15 protein-coding genes and 2 pseudogenes are annotated in these 18,561 nt (G+C 43.7%); 10 read left to right on the forward strand and 7 right to left on the reverse strand.

From position 1 onward, the window contains the following. Positions 1–127: 127 nt before the first annotated feature. Complete coding sequence (locus tag MHI21_RS12805; RefSeq protein ID WP_165179810.1) at positions 128–1,513, reverse strand: MFS transporter; 1,386 nt, start codon at positions 1,511–1,513, stop codon at positions 128–130. 111 nt (positions 1,514–1,624) lie between these two features. Here MHI21_RS12805 and MHI21_RS12810 point away from each other — a divergent pair, with 111 nt between their 5' ends. Next, the gene (locus MHI21_RS12810) at positions 1,625–2,512 is read left to right on the forward strand and encodes a LysR family transcriptional regulator (protein WP_342420150.1); all 888 of its coding nucleotides are present in this window, start codon (positions 1,625–1,627) and stop codon (positions 2,510–2,512) included. 171 nt (positions 2,513–2,683) lie between these two features. Here the strand turns inward: MHI21_RS12810 and MHI21_RS12815 are convergent, their stop codons facing one another. Continuing rightward, positions 2,684–3,526, reverse strand: a complete 843-nt coding sequence (locus tag MHI21_RS12815) for an AraC family transcriptional regulator (protein ID WP_053325439.1) — start codon at positions 3,524–3,526, stop codon at positions 2,684–2,686. A 149-nt stretch (positions 3,527–3,675) separates the two neighbouring features. Between MHI21_RS12815 and MHI21_RS12820 the strand changes: the two genes are divergently transcribed. From MHI21_RS12820 to MHI21_RS12830, 3 genes and pseudogenes are all read left to right on the forward strand, one after another. Beyond that, complete coding sequence (locus MHI21_RS12820; protein ID WP_342420151.1) at positions 3,676–5,736, forward strand: beta-galactosidase; 2,061 nt, start codon at positions 3,676–3,678, stop codon at positions 5,734–5,736. A gap of 263 nt (positions 5,737–5,999) precedes the next feature. Further along, positions 6,000–6,929 (forward strand): ArsR family transcriptional regulator, encoded by a 930-nt coding sequence (locus MHI21_RS12825; RefSeq protein ID WP_342420152.1) that lies wholly within the window; start codon positions 6,000–6,002, stop codon positions 6,927–6,929. A 280-nt stretch (positions 6,930–7,209) separates the two neighbouring features. Next, positions 7,210–8,879: pseudogene (locus tag MHI21_RS12830) on the forward strand (glycoside hydrolase family 2 TIM barrel-domain containing protein). A 152-nt stretch (positions 8,880–9,031) separates the two neighbouring features. Here the strand turns inward: MHI21_RS12830 and MHI21_RS12835 are convergent. Continuing rightward, positions 9,032–9,373: a helix-turn-helix domain-containing protein gene (locus MHI21_RS12835; RefSeq protein ID WP_013310350.1), complete on the reverse strand. Its 342-nt coding sequence runs from the start codon at positions 9,371–9,373 to the stop codon at positions 9,032–9,034. Positions 9,374–9,479: 106 nt separating this feature from the next. Between MHI21_RS12835 and MHI21_RS12840 the strand changes: the two genes are divergently transcribed. The 3 genes from MHI21_RS12840 (at position 9,480) to MHI21_RS12850 (ending at position 10,923) form a co-directional block, all read left to right on the forward strand. Continuing rightward, entirely contained in the window at positions 9,480–10,394 is a 915-nt protein-coding gene (locus MHI21_RS12840) for an arginase family protein (protein ID WP_342420153.1), read from the forward strand. A 233-nt stretch (positions 10,395–10,627) separates the two neighbouring features. Continuing rightward, on the forward strand, positions 10,628–10,732 hold the full coding sequence (locus MHI21_RS12845; RefSeq protein ID WP_023988604.1) for a DUF6254 family protein: 105 nt from the start codon (positions 10,628–10,630) through the stop codon (positions 10,730–10,732). Between the two features lie 38 nt (positions 10,733–10,770). Then, complete coding sequence (locus MHI21_RS12850; RefSeq protein ID WP_342420154.1) at positions 10,771–10,923, forward strand: hypothetical protein; 153 nt, start codon at positions 10,771–10,773, stop codon at positions 10,921–10,923. A 217-nt stretch (positions 10,924–11,140) separates the two neighbouring features. Here MHI21_RS12850 and dapA read toward each other — a convergent pair whose 3' ends face one another. Beyond that, positions 11,141–12,025, reverse strand: a complete 885-nt coding sequence (gene dapA / locus MHI21_RS12855) for a 4-hydroxy-tetrahydrodipicolinate synthase (protein ID WP_342420155.1) — start codon at positions 12,023–12,025, stop codon at positions 11,141–11,143. A 108-nt stretch (positions 12,026–12,133) separates the two neighbouring features. On the opposite strand from dapA, the gene MHI21_RS12860 reads away from it, so the two are divergent. From MHI21_RS12860 to MHI21_RS12870, 3 genes and pseudogenes are all read left to right on the forward strand, one after another. Then, on the forward strand, positions 12,134–13,006 hold the full coding sequence (locus tag MHI21_RS12860) for a LysR family transcriptional regulator (RefSeq protein WP_069292117.1): 873 nt from the start codon (positions 12,134–12,136) through the stop codon (positions 13,004–13,006). A 357-nt stretch (positions 13,007–13,363) separates the two neighbouring features. Next, a pseudogene (locus MHI21_RS12865) lies at positions 13,364–13,785 on the forward strand (NAD(P)H-binding protein); the annotation flags it as partial. A gap of 983 nt (positions 13,786–14,768) precedes the next feature. Continuing rightward, entirely contained in the window at positions 14,769–15,674 is a 906-nt protein-coding gene (locus MHI21_RS12870; RefSeq protein WP_342420156.1) for a hypothetical protein, read from the forward strand. A gap of 497 nt (positions 15,675–16,171) precedes the next feature. On the opposite strand, the gene MHI21_RS12875 is transcribed toward MHI21_RS12870, so the two are convergent. From MHI21_RS12875 to MHI21_RS12885, 3 genes are all read right to left on the reverse strand, one after another. Then, the gene (locus tag MHI21_RS12875; RefSeq protein WP_342420157.1) at positions 16,172–16,783 is read right to left on the reverse strand and encodes a TetR/AcrR family transcriptional regulator; all 612 of its coding nucleotides are present in this window, start codon (positions 16,781–16,783) and stop codon (positions 16,172–16,174) included. Between the two features lie 159 nt (positions 16,784–16,942). Next, entirely contained in the window at positions 16,943–17,134 is a 192-nt protein-coding gene (locus tag MHI21_RS12880; protein WP_165179820.1) for a hypothetical protein, read from the reverse strand. Between the two features lie 29 nt (positions 17,135–17,163). Beyond that, positions 17,164–18,552, reverse strand: a complete 1,389-nt coding sequence (locus MHI21_RS12885; RefSeq protein ID WP_029515916.1) for an Asp-tRNA(Asn)/Glu-tRNA(Gln) amidotransferase GatCAB subunit A — start codon at positions 18,550–18,552, stop codon at positions 17,164–17,166. Positions 18,553–18,561 lie beyond the last annotated feature (9 nt).

Consider the following 18,561-nt stretch of genomic DNA (forward strand, 5'->3'; position numbering starts at 1 on the left):
AGCAAGTTTTTATGTAGCAATGTCGCTGAATTAAAACTTGTTGTAGTAGATCTTTACGCCAAATTAATGACATTGGAAGCATGATGATTGGTGCCGCGCAATGGTTTGAGATATGAACTTTGTGGGCCTACGACTCATACAATTGCGCTGACTTCCAGTGCTGCCGACTCATGAATACCAAAGACAATGCAATTACCGTGAGGATAATCCCAAGCATTTGAAATCCCTTGAAGCTAAACGTACCTCCCATTACGATAGCTATCAATAATGAAGAGATAATGGTTCCCAGATATCTTGATGTGTTAAATAATCCGGATGCTACACCGATTATTTCTTTTGGAGAACTTTGGAACAGGGCTGCTTGCATACCTACATTGTTCAAACCGTTGCTAATACCGAATGCAGCTAGAGCCAAACACACGCTGATAACCGGTGAAGTTGGATTCAATGTCACGAGCCACACTGACCCCAATGTCATCAGAATTGCGGACACCAGCAATGCCGGTCGGGGTCCTGATTTATCGATCCATTGTCCTGCAATTGGAGAAGTAATTAGCGAGCACAAGCCTAAGCTTAGCATGAGAATGCCTGTTTGGAACTCACTGACATGACGTACCATTTGCAAGTAGGACGGAAGCCCGAAAAAGAGCGAGTAATATAGTACATTAACGAGCATGAATTCAACATTAACCCAAGTCATCGCAGGGTACTTGGCAAATGTACGTAAAGGAATAAAGGGTGATGTCGCTTTTAACTCATGTCGTATGAATATCCCCAGCGCAACGAGACCTATCAGCCCAACAATGACATTTCCTAACGAGATATGCCCAGATGATTTTGCTGAGAGTAATCCAACGAGCAGGGTAACCAAAGCCACTGTGAAGAGCAGAATTCCTAATGCATCAATCAATTCAAACCATTTACGAAAGGACATGTTGCGTGCTACGGATGTTGGCAGTTCGTCCTTAGGAATAGTCCTCCAAGCCAATACAAAGCTGGCCACCACAAACGGAATATTGATGAAAAAGATAGCAGGCCAATTCCACCAGTGAATCAAGACACCGCCAATAAAGGGGCCAATCGCTGCTGCTCCAGATAGGAATATGGACAAAACAGACAACGCAGTTGCTTGTTTCTCTGTAATATGGATTCGAACAATAGCCATTCCAACCCCAGCCATCATGCTTGTTCCGATGGACTGCACAATGCGGAACACGATGAGCCACCCGAAATTTGGTGATAATGGAGCTAATAATGATGCAATGAAGCTTACAACAAGCCCAGAAAGAAATATCCTCCTACGACCGAATAAATCGCTGGCCTTTCCCATGACAGGTTGTGCGATGCTACTTGCAATGTAGAAAGAAAAAATAATCCAGGAAACACCTGTAAAGTCAAGTTGGAACACATTTTGCAGACTTGGAATAGCAACAGAAACCATCGAAGAATTTAATGGGTTCAATAGTATCCCTAGACCAACTGAAATCATTAACCACCAGCTGCGAACGCTCATTTCTGGTCCCCCCATAGCGAATTAATGTCATCGTACTTGAAATCGATTATTTATTCCAATGCATTTGATGTTATAATCTCATTGACTTGAGGGAATGAATGGGGGATCATAATGGAACTTCTCCAACTGCAATATTTTCTGACGGTAGCTCGTTTGGAACATGTGACCGAAGCTGCACGAAGTCTGCACGTTACTCAATCGTCGCTGAGCAAAACGATTCAACGCCTGGAGGAAGATCTGGGGGTTCCTCTATTCGATCGAACAGGGAGGAAACTGCGATTGAATGAGTTCGGAAGTAGATTCCTTCACCGTGCAGAGAGGGCTTTATTTGAATTGGAGCAGGGGAAGCAGGAGCTTAGTGATTTATCCAGCCCGGAACATGGCACTCTCGAATTGGCAGTGACCACCGCAAGCACATTACCCAATATTCTGCGAGAGTTTCGGAAAAAGCGACCCTTTATTCAATTTCATGTGCAAATGCTGACCACGCAGGAAATGGTAACGCTGCTTCATAGAGGAGAGGTCGATTTTTGCTTGTCCTCACCTCCAATAGAGGGAGATGACATCGAATGCCAAATCGTGTTTATCGACCCAATCCTTGTAGCTGTTCCAAAGGGGCATCGGCTGGCAGATCGAAGCAGTGTAACGTTGACAGATCTAAGGGATGAATGGTTTGTCGGTGTAAAGAGAGGCTACGGTACTCGCGATTTAGTGGACTCTGTATGCAAATCGGAAGGTTTTATACCTAAGTATGTGTATGAGGGGGATGAACCTGCAAGGCTTAGTACGCTTGTGGAAGCTGAAATTGGCATAGCCTTCATACCAAGCACGGCAAGAAACTCACGGGAACATCTTAAATATCTTCAAGTAGAAAATCACGAATTGGTACGGGAGATCGCTTTATTATGGCACAGGAGTCGGTATATTTCGCGGGCTGCTCTGGAATTCCGTGAGGTAGTTGTAGAATATTTCGGAGCAATATCCAAACAGACAATATAATCCCATATATAAGCGAAATAAAAAACATTAACAGAAGCGGTAGCGTAGGACATGTTAACCAAACGTCCTAAGCGGCCGCTTATTCTTTTATTCAACTGCAAAATTTGTAATTTCGATTTGTACGCTGCCATACACACATGCCCAGCTATTGAAGGAGTTTTTTAGATTGTACTAACCCATCCTTCTCAGCTGGCGAAACTGCTCCGGTGTGATGCCTGTATGCTCCCGAAATCTCTTGATAAAATAGCTGCTTTGATGAAAGCCAGTTTCCAGTGCAATCTGCTTTACAGTGAGTGCCGTGGATACAAGGAGATGTTTGGCCAGCGTTATTCGGCATTGGAGCAAATATTGAGCTGGGGTGCTGCCCATGATCTGATGGAAGAGCCGGCTAAAATGAAAGGAGCTATAACCTGACGTCGCAGCCATTGTCTTCAAATCGAGCATGTTCCGACAATGCATACGAATATATTCCGCCGTATGACGAATCCTCTCATGGACGGTGCCGCCGGGAGAGGTGCCGAAAATTTGGTGGGAATGGTGGACGATCTCCAGAAGAACTTCATAAAGCAGGGAAGAGATCCGTACATCATAGTCGTGACGGTAAGTTTGGGCAAGTTGCAGCATTTCTTCCATCAGTGGCTTTAAACGTTCTGGTCGGTGGAGCGAGAACAGATACGGTTCGTGAATGCTTCGACCTTGTAATAGCGAATCTACGTCCTGCCCGTCGAAATGAATCCATCGAACATCCCAGGGATCCTCGGGTTTTGTTCGATATTGCTGCGTCGTATGCTTGTCGAAAAGAAAGCCCATGCCAGGGGTAAGCTCGATTTCCTTCCCATCATGCACAATAACGCCTTTGCCTGCAAAAATGATATGTAAATTGTATTCTTTCAGTAATCCTGCATTCCTTCGCTCCCCATGATTAGGGAAGTTCTTGTAACGCCCTAATGATTCGGGAAACAGCATACCTTTATTTAGAATGGGCGAAGGAAGATAACAATCTATTTTAATCATGTGTCCATCTCCTTGAGTAAGTTAGCAAAAAAGTAATTCAATTAGCAAAATCGAGTTATTCTAATCCTTTTATTCCTATATTACAATAGATACGGTTACCAGAGAATCACATTTTCGTACTATCACTTCTACTGAAGGAGAATTGGAGCATGCCGAAATCCTTATCTTTAGATCGCTTTCATTTGGGAGCTTGTTATTATCCTGAACACTGGGACGAATCGTTGTGGTCGGACGATCTCATAAGAATGAAGGAACTGGGATTCAGCATCATTCGGATTGGAGAATTTGCTTGGTCGATCTTCGAGCCGGAGGAAGGAAAGTTCGAATTCACGCTGTTTGACCGTTTCTTGGAGCAGGCAGATGCGAACGGGATTCAAGTGATCATGGGCACACCAACAGCTACGCCACCAGCATGGCTTACTTATAAGTATCCCGAGGTGCTGAACGTATCTATGGAGGGGGTCACGTTCCAACATGGTCAGCGTCGGCATTATAACTACAGTAGTCCCATTTATTTAGAGCTTTGCGCACGTATTACAAGAGAGATGGCACAACATTACAAAGATCATCCGGCCATCATTGGGTGGCAAATTGATAATGAGCTGAACTGCGAGATAAACGTCTTCTATGCCGAGGCAGATCATCAGGCTTTCCGGCGCTGGCTAGAGGCAAAATACGGTACGTTGGAGCAGCTCAACAAGGCCTGGGGTGCTGTATTCTGGAATCAAACTTATGACAGCTGGAAGCAGGTCCATCTAACTCGTCCGACCGTATCTGGGTCAACGAATCCTCATCAGGCTTTGGACGAGAAACGATTTATATCCGATAACACCATTTCGTTTGCCAAGCTACAAGTGGACATACTTCGGTCAGTGGCGCCTAATCAGTGGGTGACAACCAACGGTGTATTCGGGCATTTGGATAGCCATAGGATGACGGATCAACTGCTTGATTTTTTCTCGTACGATTCTTATCCTCAATTTAGTACCATTTATCCGGACCAAGGGGAGAAGCCATTGCTGGATCGCAAGTGGGGGCTTTCTTTAAGTAACGTCAGAGGGATTTCACCAAATTTCTGCGTGATGGAGCAGCAATCCGGTCCGGGAGGATGGGTGAACAGGATGGAGATGCCATCTCCACGCCCGGGGCAGATGCGATTGTGGACCTACCAAAGCATTGCTCACGGGGCAGACATGATTTTGTATTTCCGCTGGAGAACGGCAACGTTTGGTACGGAAATGTACTGGCATGGAATTAATGATTATCACAATCAGCCGAATCGTCGGGTCGCAGAAGCAGGCCGCGTCGGAAAGGAGCTGCAAAAGGTTGGAGGGCGGATTCTTGGCAAACGTTACGTGGCAGAGGTTGCTCTACTTCGTGACTATGATAACGAGTGGGATGGCGAGTTGGATAAATGGTATGGTCCCTTGACAAAGCAAAGTGAGCTCGGCTGGTACAAGGCACTGCAGTATGGACATATACCTTCGGATATGGTTACAATCCGTCCGGGTATGGAATCAGAACAGCTGCGGGAACTGGCCAATTACAAGGTGCTGGTATACACGCATCCGGCGATCCTACGAGACAGTACGGCAGCTATGTTACAGAAATATGTAGAGGATGGGGGCATCCTGATCTTCGGCTGCCGCACCGGTTATAAGAACGAGTTCGGTCACTGCCGCATGCAGCCACTCCCAGGCCCTGCAGCCGCAATGAGCGGCGTCCACGTAGAGGACTTTACGATGATAAATGGGACGGCATCACCTGTATCGGTGCGATTTAAGGATCAAGAACTTGATTTTTGGGCTCCAGGCTTCAACGATATATTGAATGTTCATGCTGATACGGTAGAAGTACTCGCAGAGTACGCATCAAGCTACTATGAAGGGAAACCGGCCTTGACTGTCAACCGTGTCGGTGAGGGACTCGTCTACTATTGGGGTGCAGCTTTTGACTTAGCGTTAGCGGCTGAGCTCCTAAGACAGCTGCCGGTGACATCTCCGCTTGCGGGGTGGTGCCAAGCTCCTTCGACGGTAGAAGTCGCTATTCGTGCGGATGTACAAGAAGAGCTGGTAATTCTACTGAATTACAGCGGAGAAACGGCTATGATTAAACTGAAAGTTGAGACGGAGGAACTCCTTTCCGGTAGCAGGCTTACTGGTACCGCACCATTGGAACCGTATGGAGTATGGGTATTAAAGAAAGTTTAAAATGATTAGAGGATCAGCCGCTGATCTTAGTTCGAAGATCAGTGGCTTTTTATTGCATAAAGCAAGGGAATAACGTGTTGCTTTTGTGTACAGGGTTCGGCTCAATAATCGTTGTCTTTCTTATGGGTTCTTGAACCAGAAAAATCGAACATGATCAGTATTTAATACAAAAATAATGATTTAATACAATATTATTGACTATTTCAAAGCATACAAGTAAACTTACTGTAATATAATCACAGTAAAATGAGATGAGTGATGCAATGCTTGAGCTTAGTTTTGATGATCCGGACAAGCTGGTAACGGTTACACATGCTTTATCCACCCGTTCCCGAGTTGATATTCTCCGCCTCTTGATTTCCAAAAACCTTAATATTGTAGAAATAGCGGAAGCACTTCAACTTCCGGTATCTACAGTAGCCAACAATATCAAGGTTCTGGAGGCAGCTAGACTGATTAATACAGAGCTTCTGCCTGCCTCTCGCGGCGCGATGAAGATGTGCAGCCGCAATTATGATGACATTCATATTGTGCTAAATCTTGAAAAAGCAGTACCCAAAGGGGATGTACAGATCTACGAAGTGGACATGCCGATCGGTCATTATAGCGATTGTGAGATTTCACCGACGTGTGGTATGGCCAATGCCGACGGGATGATCATACGTGAGGACGAACCGGCGAGTTTTTTTCACCCGAAGCATATCGGAGCCCAGATGATATGGTTCCGCAAGGGCTATGTCGAGTATTTAATGCCGCTCGAAATACCAGCAGGAGCGCGAATAGAATCGCTTGAGCTATCGATGGAAATGTGCTCAGAAGCACCGAACTATGACAACAATTGGCCTTCCGATATTTCCTTGTGGATTAATGGCGTGGAGATTGGTATGTGGACGTGTCCCGGTGATTTTGGAGACAGGCGCGGCAAGCTGAATCCTACCTGGTGGTATGAGTGGTCTACCCAGTATGGTTTGCTCAAGACCTGGCGAGTAGATAAAGAGAAGACTGCGCTGGATATGGAGAAGGTTTCCTCGGTTACACTGGATCAGCTCAACCTGCAAAACAGCCACAAGTTGCATCTACGGATCGGAATTAAGCCAGATGCGGTGCATCAAGGTGGGCTCAACCTGTTCGGAAAGCAATTTGGAGATTATGATCAGAATATTAAAATGACTGTGAATTATGTCATGAATTGAGATATGGGTGAGGTAGATAGGCTTTAGTTGCAGGTGTTTTGTAGCTAAAGCCTTATTCAGTTTATTAGTTACATAAAATTAAAATGAAAGCGTTGACATTAAAAACGCATCGCTATATAATCCCCTAAAGACACAAAAATATTGTAACAAATTGATTTTATTGTTTGTATTTCAAAGCGGAAGTAAAGGATGACGATCGGACCTACAGATGATAACAATACACTGTAAAGTCATCAGGCTAAGGTGACTAATTATATATCAAAGGATAGGTGGAAACTGTATGACTACAAACGCTTATATCAAAAATTATCCAAGGCCGCAATTTGTCCGCAAAGAGTGGCTGGATTTGAATGGGGAGTGGGATTTCGCCTTCGACGACGGCAAAATGGGTGAAAGCGAGCAATGCGAAAAGGACAATTCTACATTTTCAGGGTGTAGATTATAAAGCGAAATGCTGGGTGAACGGAATTATGGTTGGTGAGCATGAAGGAGGTTATGCTGCGTTTTCTTTCGACATCACACCCTATATCACTTACGACTCGGAGAATAGCATCGTGCTTAAAGTGGAGGATAGTCAGAGCTGCACGCAGCCCCGGGGAAAGCAGCGCTGGGTGGATCAAAACTTTGAATGCTTTTATGTACAGAGCACCGGAATCTGGAAAAGTGTGTGGATTGAATATGTGAATGAGGTAAGAATCAATGAGGTAAGAATCAATGAGGTAAGAATCAATGAGGTAAGAATCAATGAGGTCAAGATAACACCGGATATCGACCGTCATATGATCCGCTTTGACTTTCAGCTCATGGGTATTGAGGCTAAAGATAATTTACGCCTGGAGACACGGATTGCGCTGAAAGGACAGCATGTGAAAAAGGTCAGCTTATCTGCCGACAGGCCCTGGATAACGGTGGAGGCCCATGTATTTCATGAAGCGGGTGGTCCATGGAAGCAGTGCTTGTGGTCACCGGAATCGCCCAACTTGTTCGATGTAGAGTTTGCTCTGTATGAGGATGAGAAAGAGAGTGACAGGGTGTATTCCTATTTTGGCATGCGGAAAATATCGATTGAAAACGGACGGATTCTATTGAATAATGGCCCTCTTTACCAGCGGCTGATTCTAGATCAGGGCTACTGGCCGGAAACTCATCTGACTCCCCCTTCTGAAGAAGCTCTTATCGAAGATATCGATAAAATAGCTGCGATGGGATATAACGGGGTTCGTAAACATATGAAGTTGGAAGACCCTCGCTTTTTATATTGGTGTGATGTGAAAGGCATGCTCGTCTGGTCAGAAATGGCGTCGACCTTTGAGTTCAATGATCAGGCGGTTAGCCGCTTTACGAAGGAATGGCTGGAAATCGTGCCGCAGCAGTACAATCATCCAAGCATCATATCTTGGGTCCCGTTCAATGAATCGTGGGGCATATCGACCATTGGACATGATGTAAGGCAGCAGCAGTTCACGCAAACGATCTATCATCTGACGAAGACGATTGATCCGTATCGTCCAGTGGTTACCAATGACGGTTGGGAGCATACGGTCTCGGATATTTTGACCCTTCATGATTATGTGGAGACGGGCGAAGAGTTTTTGGAGCGATATCATGACAAGGAAAGCATCGTAAACAACAGCATCTCCTTTAACAATTGGAAATATGCCTTTGCAGAAGGGATATGCCTACCGAGGACAACCGATTATCATAAGCGAATTCGGCGGCATTGCCTTCCAGACGGACAAGGGCTGGGGATACGGAAACCAGGTGGATTCAGTCGAAGCTTTTATCGAACGTTTCCGTGCAATCACCGGAGCAATTAAAGCGACCCCCTATCTCTCGGGCTATTGCTATACACAGGTAACCGATGTACAGCAGGAAGTTAACGGATTGTTGACGGAAGACCGAAAACCGAAGGTTCCGCTTGAAGTGATTCGGGAAATAAATCTGGCTTGAAGCGATAATTAAGATAATAGAATTTGCAGAACGGTTGCATGCTTTTGTTCAGCCATTGCTGGATTCACTTAACTAGAGAGTTTAAACTTGGAATAGCAATGTTGGAAAACAGGACAACTTTTCGCATACAGGATTTTAGTAGAAAACTGGATTTAATTATTTTGGTTTTTTGTTCCCCACTCACATAACCCTTCCAAAACAGGTAATAGCGTTTCTGCTTTATCTGTGAGACTGTACTCGACTTTAGGGGGGACTTGAGGATATTCTTTTCGATTCACCAGACCATCCGCTTCCAATTCTTTTAGTTGTGAACTCAATGTTTTATAAGTAATAGCCCCTATCTGTCTTTTCAGATCATTAAAGCGAACTGTTCGGTTTTCGGCTAGGAGATAAATAATAACCATTTTCCATTTACCACCAATCAGTGAAACTGTATAACCAAAAGGTGTATCTTGAATGTTTTTAACTTTACCTTTAAATTCAGCCATACTCATGTTTACAATATCCTTTCGGGTAGTACCTATCAAAATAGTGCGTACTACGTTTTTATTTGTGTTCAGTTTATACTAACCTTACTTTTGAAGTAAAGGAGAGAAGAACATGACTAAAAAAACAATACGCCTCTTAATGCCACAATGGCAAGGGGGAAACAATCCTAATTACTCTTTTGGAGCCGAACTGCTTGCTTGGCTAGCTCCGGATAATGATCAACCCCTTATTCATGTTCCAATTCAAGCTTATAACGGTACTCCGCTTGAAAACGAAAACGGTATGAATGGGAGAAAACAGCTACTTGAACAGTTAGAGGCGGCTCAGCATATCATTGATGCTCATAAGCCAGATCGTATTGTAATGTTTGGTGGTGACTGCTTAGTGGAACAAGCTCCATTTGCCTATTTGAACGAACGATACGGTGGGGAATTAGGTTTAATTTGGATCGATGCTCACAGTGATTTAGTTAGATATGTGAGCTATGATAACGGACATACATTACCGCTCGGAAATCTTTTGGGAGAAGGAGATGAGGAGTTTGCAAAACGTGTGAAAATCCCACTAAAACCTGAAAATGTTTTTATCGCGGGATTAGCGGCTCCTACAGAACAAGAAACAGAAGCCATTTCAGAAGCGTTTCAAAGACTAGGTATAGCTCCTGCAGAATCAGACACAGAAGTGATTCAAAGACTAGGGATTAAAACTGCAGGAACCAAAGAGTTAACGAATAGTACTGAATCTATTAGAGAGTGGATTAAAGAAAGTGGCATTAAGCATCTAGCTATTCACCTTGATTTAGATGTGCTTGACCCAAAAGCATTTCGTTCTTTACTGTTCGCCAACCCTGAAGCACCCTATAATTTTTCTCCTGCGGGAACAATGCAAATGCCTCAGCTACTTAATCTGATTAAAGAACTATCTGAAGAAACAGATGTAGTTGGATTAGGTATAACGGAGCATATGCCGTGGGATGCTATTAACTTAAAGAATCTGCTTGGAGAGATACCTATTTTAAATAAGTAAGTTCATACATGGATTATAATAGAACAATGAGCTGCTTAATCATAAAAATACACCCCCGCAAACATAAAGTGCGTGAGTGTATTTTTATGATTAAGCGATTTTGACATCCTATATTTGGGATTGTGATATTTAGGAGAAAATTCAACGAATTTAGTTTTATGAATGAACAGAGCTGAGAAATGACAACTTAAGAAAGTAGTATACATCACAATTTCCAAAGGAGGATATCTGTTATGGCTCACCAGAAGAAAAGGAAAGAAGCAGCCTGGAAGTCACGAAAGCAAGAGCAGCATCCCCATGGTAAAGTCAAATCGCTCAAGGAGCTGTCCAGCGAATAGGAGTGAGGAGTATACTGCTTGAAAGAGAAGGACTGTCGGTGAAATTCATCGGCAGCCCTTTTTTTGCAATAATTTCGCTTATAGACAACCCAATGCAGATAGCGGGACTTGTAAAAAATGTTTTCCTGATGGCAGAAAGTTGGGGTTGGTTGGGGATGAAGATGCGCAGTGATCTTTCGGACATTTTTTAAGCTCGATAAAAGACGCGTCTACGAACACCAAATTGCTATGCGTCACATACATCTTCACTTATTTTGGACCAGTAATTTACAGCGTTCTACTATAGAGGGTATCTTCTTAAATTCGTTTTTCTAAAGGTTGCCTGTTCCGGCTAAGAAATGAAGCATCTCCTGTCCAGGAGATGCTTCTTCTACGTTATGATTGGGGAGTCTGAGATAAGCTGATTTATCAGGATACGATTGAATTCAGGAGACCCTGCTTCACCTGATCCGACAGGGGCATAAGTGGCAGACGCAATTGCTCGCCGGCAATAATCTCTTGCTGGGTAAGCCACCACTTGATCGCGGCCGGGGCTGGCTCTGCAAATACATGCTGGATCATCGGTTCCAGTAGCATAAAACTGTCTCGCGACCCGTTCATGTCGCCAGCCACAAAACGTTGGTATATATCCACATACTTCTGGATATGGAGATGAGCGGATGCAAGCATACCACCGGTAGCCCCCTGGCATAGCATGGCATGGAAATAGGTATCCTCTCCGCAGAGGACAGGCTTGGTCTCGTACTGGGTCAATTTTAAGAGCAGATCAAGACCGCCCGTGCTGTCCTTGAGCCCAATTATGCCATCTAGGTCCAGCACTTTGCGTATTGTATCTATTGTCATGCGACTACCCGTGCGAACCGGAATCTCATATACTAGCACAGGCAGGCCTACACGAGATACGACACGGAAATGCTCCAATATTCCTTCCTGCGTCGGCCGGTTGTAATACGGAGTGACCACCATGGCTGCATCCGCTCCTAATTCAGCCGCCATTTCCGTCCGATGCACCGTTGAATAGGTATCGTTCGTTCCCGTGCCAATGACGATCGGAATGGTTTTGTTCATGCTCTTTAGAACATCCTGCGTCACATGTACCATCAGCTTCACTTCATCCCAGGATACGGTTGGCGACTCTCCTGTCGTACCGTTAACGACCAGACCCTGGATGTCATGGCCTGCAAGATAGGTAACATACTTCCGGTACGAATCGATGTCCAGCTTATAGTCACGCGTAAAAGGTGTAATCAGCGGTATGAAAATCCCATGAATATGTTGTTCGTTCATCATCATCAGTTATCCCTTCCCGTTGAATTAAATCTAATGTAACATAGGAAACAGCATCAGAGTTATCTATAATAAACGATAATTCTAATCAAAATTTTCGATGGGGTGGCCAGATTGGATTTCATTTATCTTCAAACATTTCGGGAAGTTGCCATTCGTGAAAGCTTTACAAGAGCAGCAGAAGTGCTCGGTTACGCACAATCCAGCGTCACGACCCAGATTCAGAAGCTGGAGAAAACGTATCAAGTTAAATTGTTCGAGCGCTACAATAACAATAAGATTCGTCTTACCTCCGCCGGAGAAGAGCTGTTCAAGCTTGCTGGACAAATGCTGGAGCTTTTCGAGCAATCGAAAGAAAAATTGGCCAAGCAGGGCGGGGGCTCCATGACGATCGGTACTATGGATTCCATCGCTTCGTATTTTCTGCCGCCGTATATGCAGGCGACTCGCAAAGAATACCCAGATCTGAACATACGATTGCATACGGATCGCGAAGAGATGATTTTGCACCAGGTGAGGGAAGGGGAGGCCGATGTTGGGTTGATCCTCGCGGACGATTCAAGCAATCCGGCCTTGCAGTGGATTACCATTCGAGAAGAACCGCTTGTGCTGATTGTCCATCCGAACCATCCGCTTATCGCTAAAGAGCGAATCGACCTGAATGATCTGGTTGATGCGGAGTGGATCATGCCCGAGCATACGTGCAACTACAGACAACTGCTGGAGAGAGTGCTTCGAGCAAATGGAATCACCTATCGCGTGAGTCTGGAGCTGGGTAATCCGGAAGCGATCAAACGGAGCATCAAGACTGGAGAGGGTATATCCATTCTACCTCTAATGGCTGCACTGGAGGAGATCGAACGGGAAGAGCTGAAGGTGTTACCCTTTGAGCATGCCGAGCTCAAACTGGAAATTCAGCTTGTTCTTCATCCCAAAAAGTGGGTGTCCAACGCATTGAGCTTTTTTATGGAGAGCATGAGAATATAGATTTTCCTCCATATCAAAATTAATATACAATACGAGCGCTTCCTAGTAGATACCAGAAGCGCTCAAAGTTTAACGTACCGAAGGATGAGAACTTAGAAAGCAAAGATGAACCAAAGTTTATTCAAAATATCGACGTATTTTTTCTAGAAGATAAGCAATCAATATTTGTATTCAAAACTTGACAGCAAGTCATTTTTTCACTAAATTAAATGCATGCGCATGTTTTTTTATTTGGTAATGTGCTAAACCATTCGGTTACTTAATGTTTAATTAGAACAAGATGATCGACCTTACTGCCCAAGAATGGTGATTTAAGTTAATGGGAAAGGAAAAAATATAATAATGAGGAGTGATTAGGTGAAGGTTTTGGTGGTAGGTTCAAATGGACAAATCGGACAATATCTTATCCATTTTTTTGGAAGAAAACAAAGAACACACAGTCCGTGCGATGGTTAGGAAACAAGAACAAGCTGATGCTTATCAAAAACAGGGCGTTGAAACGATCCTTGCAGATTTGGAAGGGACTGTAGACTCCATTGCAGAAGCCGCTAAGGGGTGCGATGCTATAGTGTTTACTGCTGGCTCTGGTGGAAAAACGGGATATGAAAAAAACGTTGTTAATCGATCTTGATGGTGCTGGGAAAACAATTGAAGCGGCTGAAAAGGCAGGTATTGATCGTTTTATTATGGTCAGTGCAATTCAGGCGAATAACCGGAAGAACTGGCATGACAATATCCTCCCCTACTATGCAGCAAAACATTATGCGGATAGAGTGCTGGTGTGAGTAACGGTAATAATTGAGACTGATTATTCAAATTTAGAATCATAATTGATACTTTTCGTAAAGGTGGTTTGGTTATGGCTTGGAGAAGTTGGACGTGGAGTTTGGAAGATGAGTTATATCTACCAAAACGAAAAGTAAGTAACCGTGGAAGTCACTACCATCATCATATTATCGGTAGTTTTTTTAGTCAGAAAACAAACGAACCGTTGAGTATGAGTCATTATCCGAACGTCTCTTTTACTACTATCTCGAATTGGATACAGAAGTGATTCGTTATTATGTACAACCAGTTGAAGTGTCTATCTTTGAGGAAGGGCATGAATGGTTCCATGTTCCTGATGTTTTGGTTTTTAGGCAAGGGTATATTCCATTACTTTATCAAATAAAACTGGAGCCCAAAGAAGAACGAAACAATGATCGAACAGAATTGGGTAATAAATATTGTAGAACATACGCATCAAAAAAGGATTGGGAATATCAAGTAGTTTTCCCAAAAACACCTCCGATATCTCTGTCCTGTAACCTTAAGTTTTTGAAAGGTTTTTTAAAAGAGAGAAAGTACTATTCACAATGGTATAACCCTGTTATCTATCGACTTCAGTGTATTTGGGTCTTGTCCAGTTGACCATCTTTCCTCCACATTCGTAAACAATACAGATCCCCTCTTAATTAAACCATTGATTTATCACCTCATCGCAAAAGGAACATTAATCACCAATCTCAACGAGCTTATTTCATCCCGTAGCATAATATCACTAAACACACAGGTGAACCCCCAAGTAAAAAAATAGATGGAGGAATGTTGTATGGCATTTAACCAAATCAGGATATATGCTTAGTGTTGTCTTTATGGGAAAAAGTTCAAGGTGGTTACCATAAATCCCCCTCATGTGTGGCTAAGGAGGCCTGATGGTGAGGATCTAGAGATATTTTTTACTGATTTAGTGAATCACCCGACTTTTGTACCGGAAGCCTCGATGAAACTTGAGAAGCAACAAGAGAAGAAGTCATACGATAATGTACTTGCAAAATTAGATCCGAAAAAAAGAGATGAGGTCAGTAAACGTTTTGATCTGATACAGCCGCTGATTTTACTCGAAAAGATAAAGAATGGTAATATTCAAGGCGTGTCAAAATTTAATGATAAATATAAGGAACTTCTTCATGAGGATGAAGAAGTGTTTAAACTTAAGCAAGAAGAGTTAATCTCTAAAATTGTGAAAAAGTATGGCGGATCCAGGGCAACCATTACGCGAATTTTGGCAAATTATAGAAAATACGAAGACGCATCGATATCCAGAGGACTTGAGAGATTAATATCAAATAAAGGAAAAGGATACACAGGAAGAAAAGATAACAATGTGATGACAATTTGCCATCCAGAACGGCAAGAAATTGTACTGGATACTATTCTTGTCCGTCTTACTGATAAGCAAATTGAAATATTAAAAGAAAGTCTTGAAAGGGACTACCTAAATAAATATCGTGTATCGAAAGCAACAATACATAGATTAGTAGAACGAAGATGCGCGAAGGTGAACGAAGCAGAAGTTAAATATAGCACAATCTCCGATATTATTGACCGAATTGATAAACAGGCAGTAGAAAGACTTCGAAATATAAATAAGGCTAAGACTATTTATGATGAAGTCGCCCGTGGTTATGCAAACAGAGAGGCCATATATAGGTTGGATATTATTCAGATGGATCATACACGCTTGGATATGCAGGTGATTGATGATGTAACAGGTCTTGTAATTGATCGACCCTGGATTACACTTGGAATCGATGTATTCTCTCGTGGGGTATGGTGTCTATATTTATCTCATGAAAATCCATCAATCAATGTAGTAAGGAAAGCTATTTTACCATACTTTATATAAATCTATGCCCGAAGTATTACTGTATATCCGTAAGGAGAAAGATAGACTAAATTTTAATAAAATCCCCAAGTGCTGTACAAATCTCTTCAACTGCAATTTTGGAATACATAAGATGAAAACCTGCTTGTTCTCCATGGATTCTCAGGCCACTAAGCCTGCTGCTACGAAGCCTACAGGAAGTAGACGAAAGAGCGCTGCTGATGATAAGAAGACCGAATAAGGAGAGCGTCCCATGGAAGTCCGATCCGGACAATTCGCATAGCAGCCATTGGCAGAAAAAAAGGGTTGTCCCATAAGTCATAAAAATGACTAGGGACGTCCTGTTCTCCAATTGTAAAACAATAAGAAACCGTTCCTGGGTAAAATGGAGGTACCACCCGACCATTTGAAAGGATATGGTTTCTTTGTACATTCAATATACCATTATGAGATAAAAAGAGGAGTTACGCAGGACTATCCCTCATCCATGTTATGTGGCTTTGTGGCCAGCCCCTCAATTAATGTCTATTAGCTCTTAAACCTTCAATAAATATGCGGTGTAATCCATCAAGAACTCGTTGGCTTGTAAAGCCTTCACCTTGGAGATGGTAATCGATATTGTGAAGCACGGCCAGCAGGGCTTCAATAGTATATGAAATGTCCACCCCGGATACGTCTCCCTGTTCAACGGCCTCATTTAGCAGATTTCTGCTTATATTGCGCATCCATTGACATAACGGAGATTGTAACGGACGATGCCCGGTTGAGGCCCGGCTGACCTCACAGAGCCAAGGAACTTTCGCCTCTAAAAAAGAGACATATCTTACGATTACATGGTAAAGCCGGTCCAAGGCAGCGGTTTCTGGGGATTGATCAAGAAATGCTTGAACTTCATCAAACAAAGGTTGGTATTCTTCATACGCGATCTCCTGACATATGTCGCCCTTATCCGAGTAGCGGCGGTATAGGCTTGCTTGTCCTACTCCAGCAGTCTTCGCAATCTGATGCATATTGACATTGTCAACACCGTTTTTGATGAAAAGTTCTCTAGCCGCCGCCAAAATTCGTCTTCGGTTTAACTCCTCTCTGGGAATTTTCAGAGAGACAGATTGCGATTCTGAATTCACCATAAACATCTCCCTTCATCATTAATTTAACTGTTATTTAACACGAAAAACGGACAATATGTCCGTTTTTCGTGTATAGGACATGTTGTCCGTCTTCATAATTATAATACATTTCGTGAAAAATTAAAAATACATTCATTTGGGTGACCGATGAGCTTTTTTTTAATTCTTGGTATAGTGCTTTTTGTAAATTGGAGGCAAATGCGGTTCAATGCCCGATAGGTCCAGTTCCTTTAAACTTGCGATCGTATGAATAAACTGCTCGTATGCTTTTTTCTTGTCGCTCGTCGTATCTGTTCCGGTTTCGGTTGATGCTTTCCTGCTAACTTCAGAGTTAAGTTGCTTTTGATCCATAGATTACCCTCCATCAAATATAGTCAGGCTTACAAATCCGGATGTCTCTTGTGCCAGTCTGTATTCATTTCATAAGTATTGCCGATACCTAGTACTGTCGCTTCTTCGAAGGGGCGGCCAATCAATTGCATATTAATCGGCAGACCGGAAGGTGAGAAGCCGCAAGGCATGCTCAGGCTAGGCAAGCCAGTCAAATTGGTCGGAACCGTAAATGAGTTCAATCTGAATACACTAGCATCATCATCTGCACGCGGCGCAGTGATCGGTGTTGCCGGCGTCAACAAGATGTCGATTCCGGACAATGCATTCAAAAAATCATTGACAATTAGTTGCCGGGCCCGCTGAGACTGAAGGTAAATGGAAGCCGGAATATCTCTACTGCTTTCAAGAAACATTCGGACGTCCGGTCCATACTGTTCCAATTCTGTCTCAAGCCACTTCTCGTGGTACGAGTACATTTCCGTCATCATAATGGCCATCGTCGCACTTCTAACATGTTTGATCAGGGGCAGGCTAACTTCGATGATTTCTGCTCCCAGTTCTCGGAATTTATTGATAGCGGCCTTCATCGCAGCTTCCACTTCCGGCATCAAATCCTCGTAATAGTAGCTTGTCGGCAATCCGATACGCACACCCCTGAGACCATTCGGATACATCTTGATACCTGGCGCAGGCAGATCGACAGTCGATTCATCCTTTGGATCGAAGCCAGACATCACATCCAAGCACAGGGACGCATCCATGACACAGCGGGTCAACGGACCCGAGTGGTCCAATGACCAGGCCATTGGAATGATACCATACCGACTGACCCGACCGTACGTCGGCTTCATCCCTACGACACCGCACAAAGCAGCGGGTATGCGGATCGAACCTCCGGTATCCGAGCCTGTGCCCAGATAAGTAAGTCCAGCCGCTAAAGCAGAAGCCGAGCCGCCGCTTGAACCTCCCGTTACAAGTTCAGTGTTCCACGGATTGAGGCAAGGACCGAAGTGCGGGCTAGTTGTTGTCAATCCCGCAGCGAACTCGTGAGTCTGTACTTTGCCTAGCAGAACTGTTCCAGCCTCATGTAGCTTAGCTGCAACCGTCGAATCGTAATCGGGGACGAAGCTGTTCAATATTTTTGAACCGGCAGTTGTTCGGATCCCTTTAGTGTAATATAGATCCTTATGAACGATGGGAATCCCGTGAAGGGGCCCTTTGTACCGACCATGCATAATATCGCGTTCCGATTGCTTCGCTTGTTCAATCGCCAGTTCGGACGTTTGGGTAACGAAAACGTTCAGTTTCGGATTCAAACGTTCGATGCGGTGAAGCGCATGTTCTGTAATCTCTACCGGGGATATTTCCCTTGTTCGGATCCCCTCGGCCAGCTCATGAATAGCAGCAAAGGACAGTTGGAAATTTAATTTACTCATCTATTCATC

It is taken from the genome of Paenibacillus sp. FSL H8-0168, assembly GCF_038592955.1.
GTDB classification, from domain to species: domain Bacteria; phylum Bacillota; class Bacilli; order Paenibacillales; family Paenibacillaceae; genus Paenibacillus; species Paenibacillus polymyxa_B.

Bases quoted from the DNA above. Each gene is read 5' to 3' on its own strand.
- MHI21_RS12805 (WP_165179810.1), bottom strand. From the start codon at position 1,513: ATGAGCGTTCGCAGCTGGTGGTTAATGATTTCAGTTGGTCTAGGGATA.
- MHI21_RS12810 (WP_342420150.1), top strand. From the start codon at position 1,625: ATGGAACTTCTCCAACTGCAATATTTTCTGACGGTAGCTCGTTTGGAA.
- MHI21_RS12815 (WP_053325439.1), bottom strand. From the start codon at position 3,526: ATGATTAAAATAGATTGTTATCTTCCTTCGCCCATTCTAAATAAAGGT.
- MHI21_RS12820 (WP_342420151.1), top strand. From the start codon at position 3,676: ATGCCGAAATCCTTATCTTTAGATCGCTTTCATTTGGGAGCTTGTTAT.
- MHI21_RS12825 (WP_342420152.1), top strand. From the start codon at position 6,000: ATGCTTGAGCTTAGTTTTGATGATCCGGACAAGCTGGTAACGGTTACA.
- MHI21_RS12835 (WP_013310350.1), bottom strand. From the start codon at position 9,373: ATGAGTATGGCTGAATTTAAAGGTAAAGTTAAAAACATTCAAGATACA.
- MHI21_RS12840 (WP_342420153.1), top strand. From the start codon at position 9,480: ATGACTAAAAAAACAATACGCCTCTTAATGCCACAATGGCAAGGGGGA.
- MHI21_RS12845 (WP_023988604.1), top strand. From the start codon at position 10,628: ATGGCTCACCAGAAGAAAAGGAAAGAAGCAGCCTGGAAGTCACGAAAG.
- dapA (WP_342420155.1), bottom strand. From the start codon at position 12,025: ATGATGATGAACGAACAACATATTCATGGGATTTTCATACCGCTGATT.
- MHI21_RS12870 (WP_342420156.1), top strand. From the start codon at position 14,769: ATGAAACTTGAGAAGCAACAAGAGAAGAAGTCATACGATAATGTACTT.
- MHI21_RS12875 (WP_342420157.1), bottom strand. From the start codon at position 16,783: ATGGTGAATTCAGAATCGCAATCTGTCTCTCTGAAAATTCCCAGAGAG.
- MHI21_RS12880 (WP_165179820.1), bottom strand. From the start codon at position 17,134: ATGGATCAAAAGCAACTTAACTCTGAAGTTAGCAGGAAAGCATCAACC.
- MHI21_RS12885 (WP_029515916.1), bottom strand. From the start codon at position 18,552: ATGAGTAAATTAAATTTCCAACTGTCCTTTGCTGCTATTCATGAGCTG.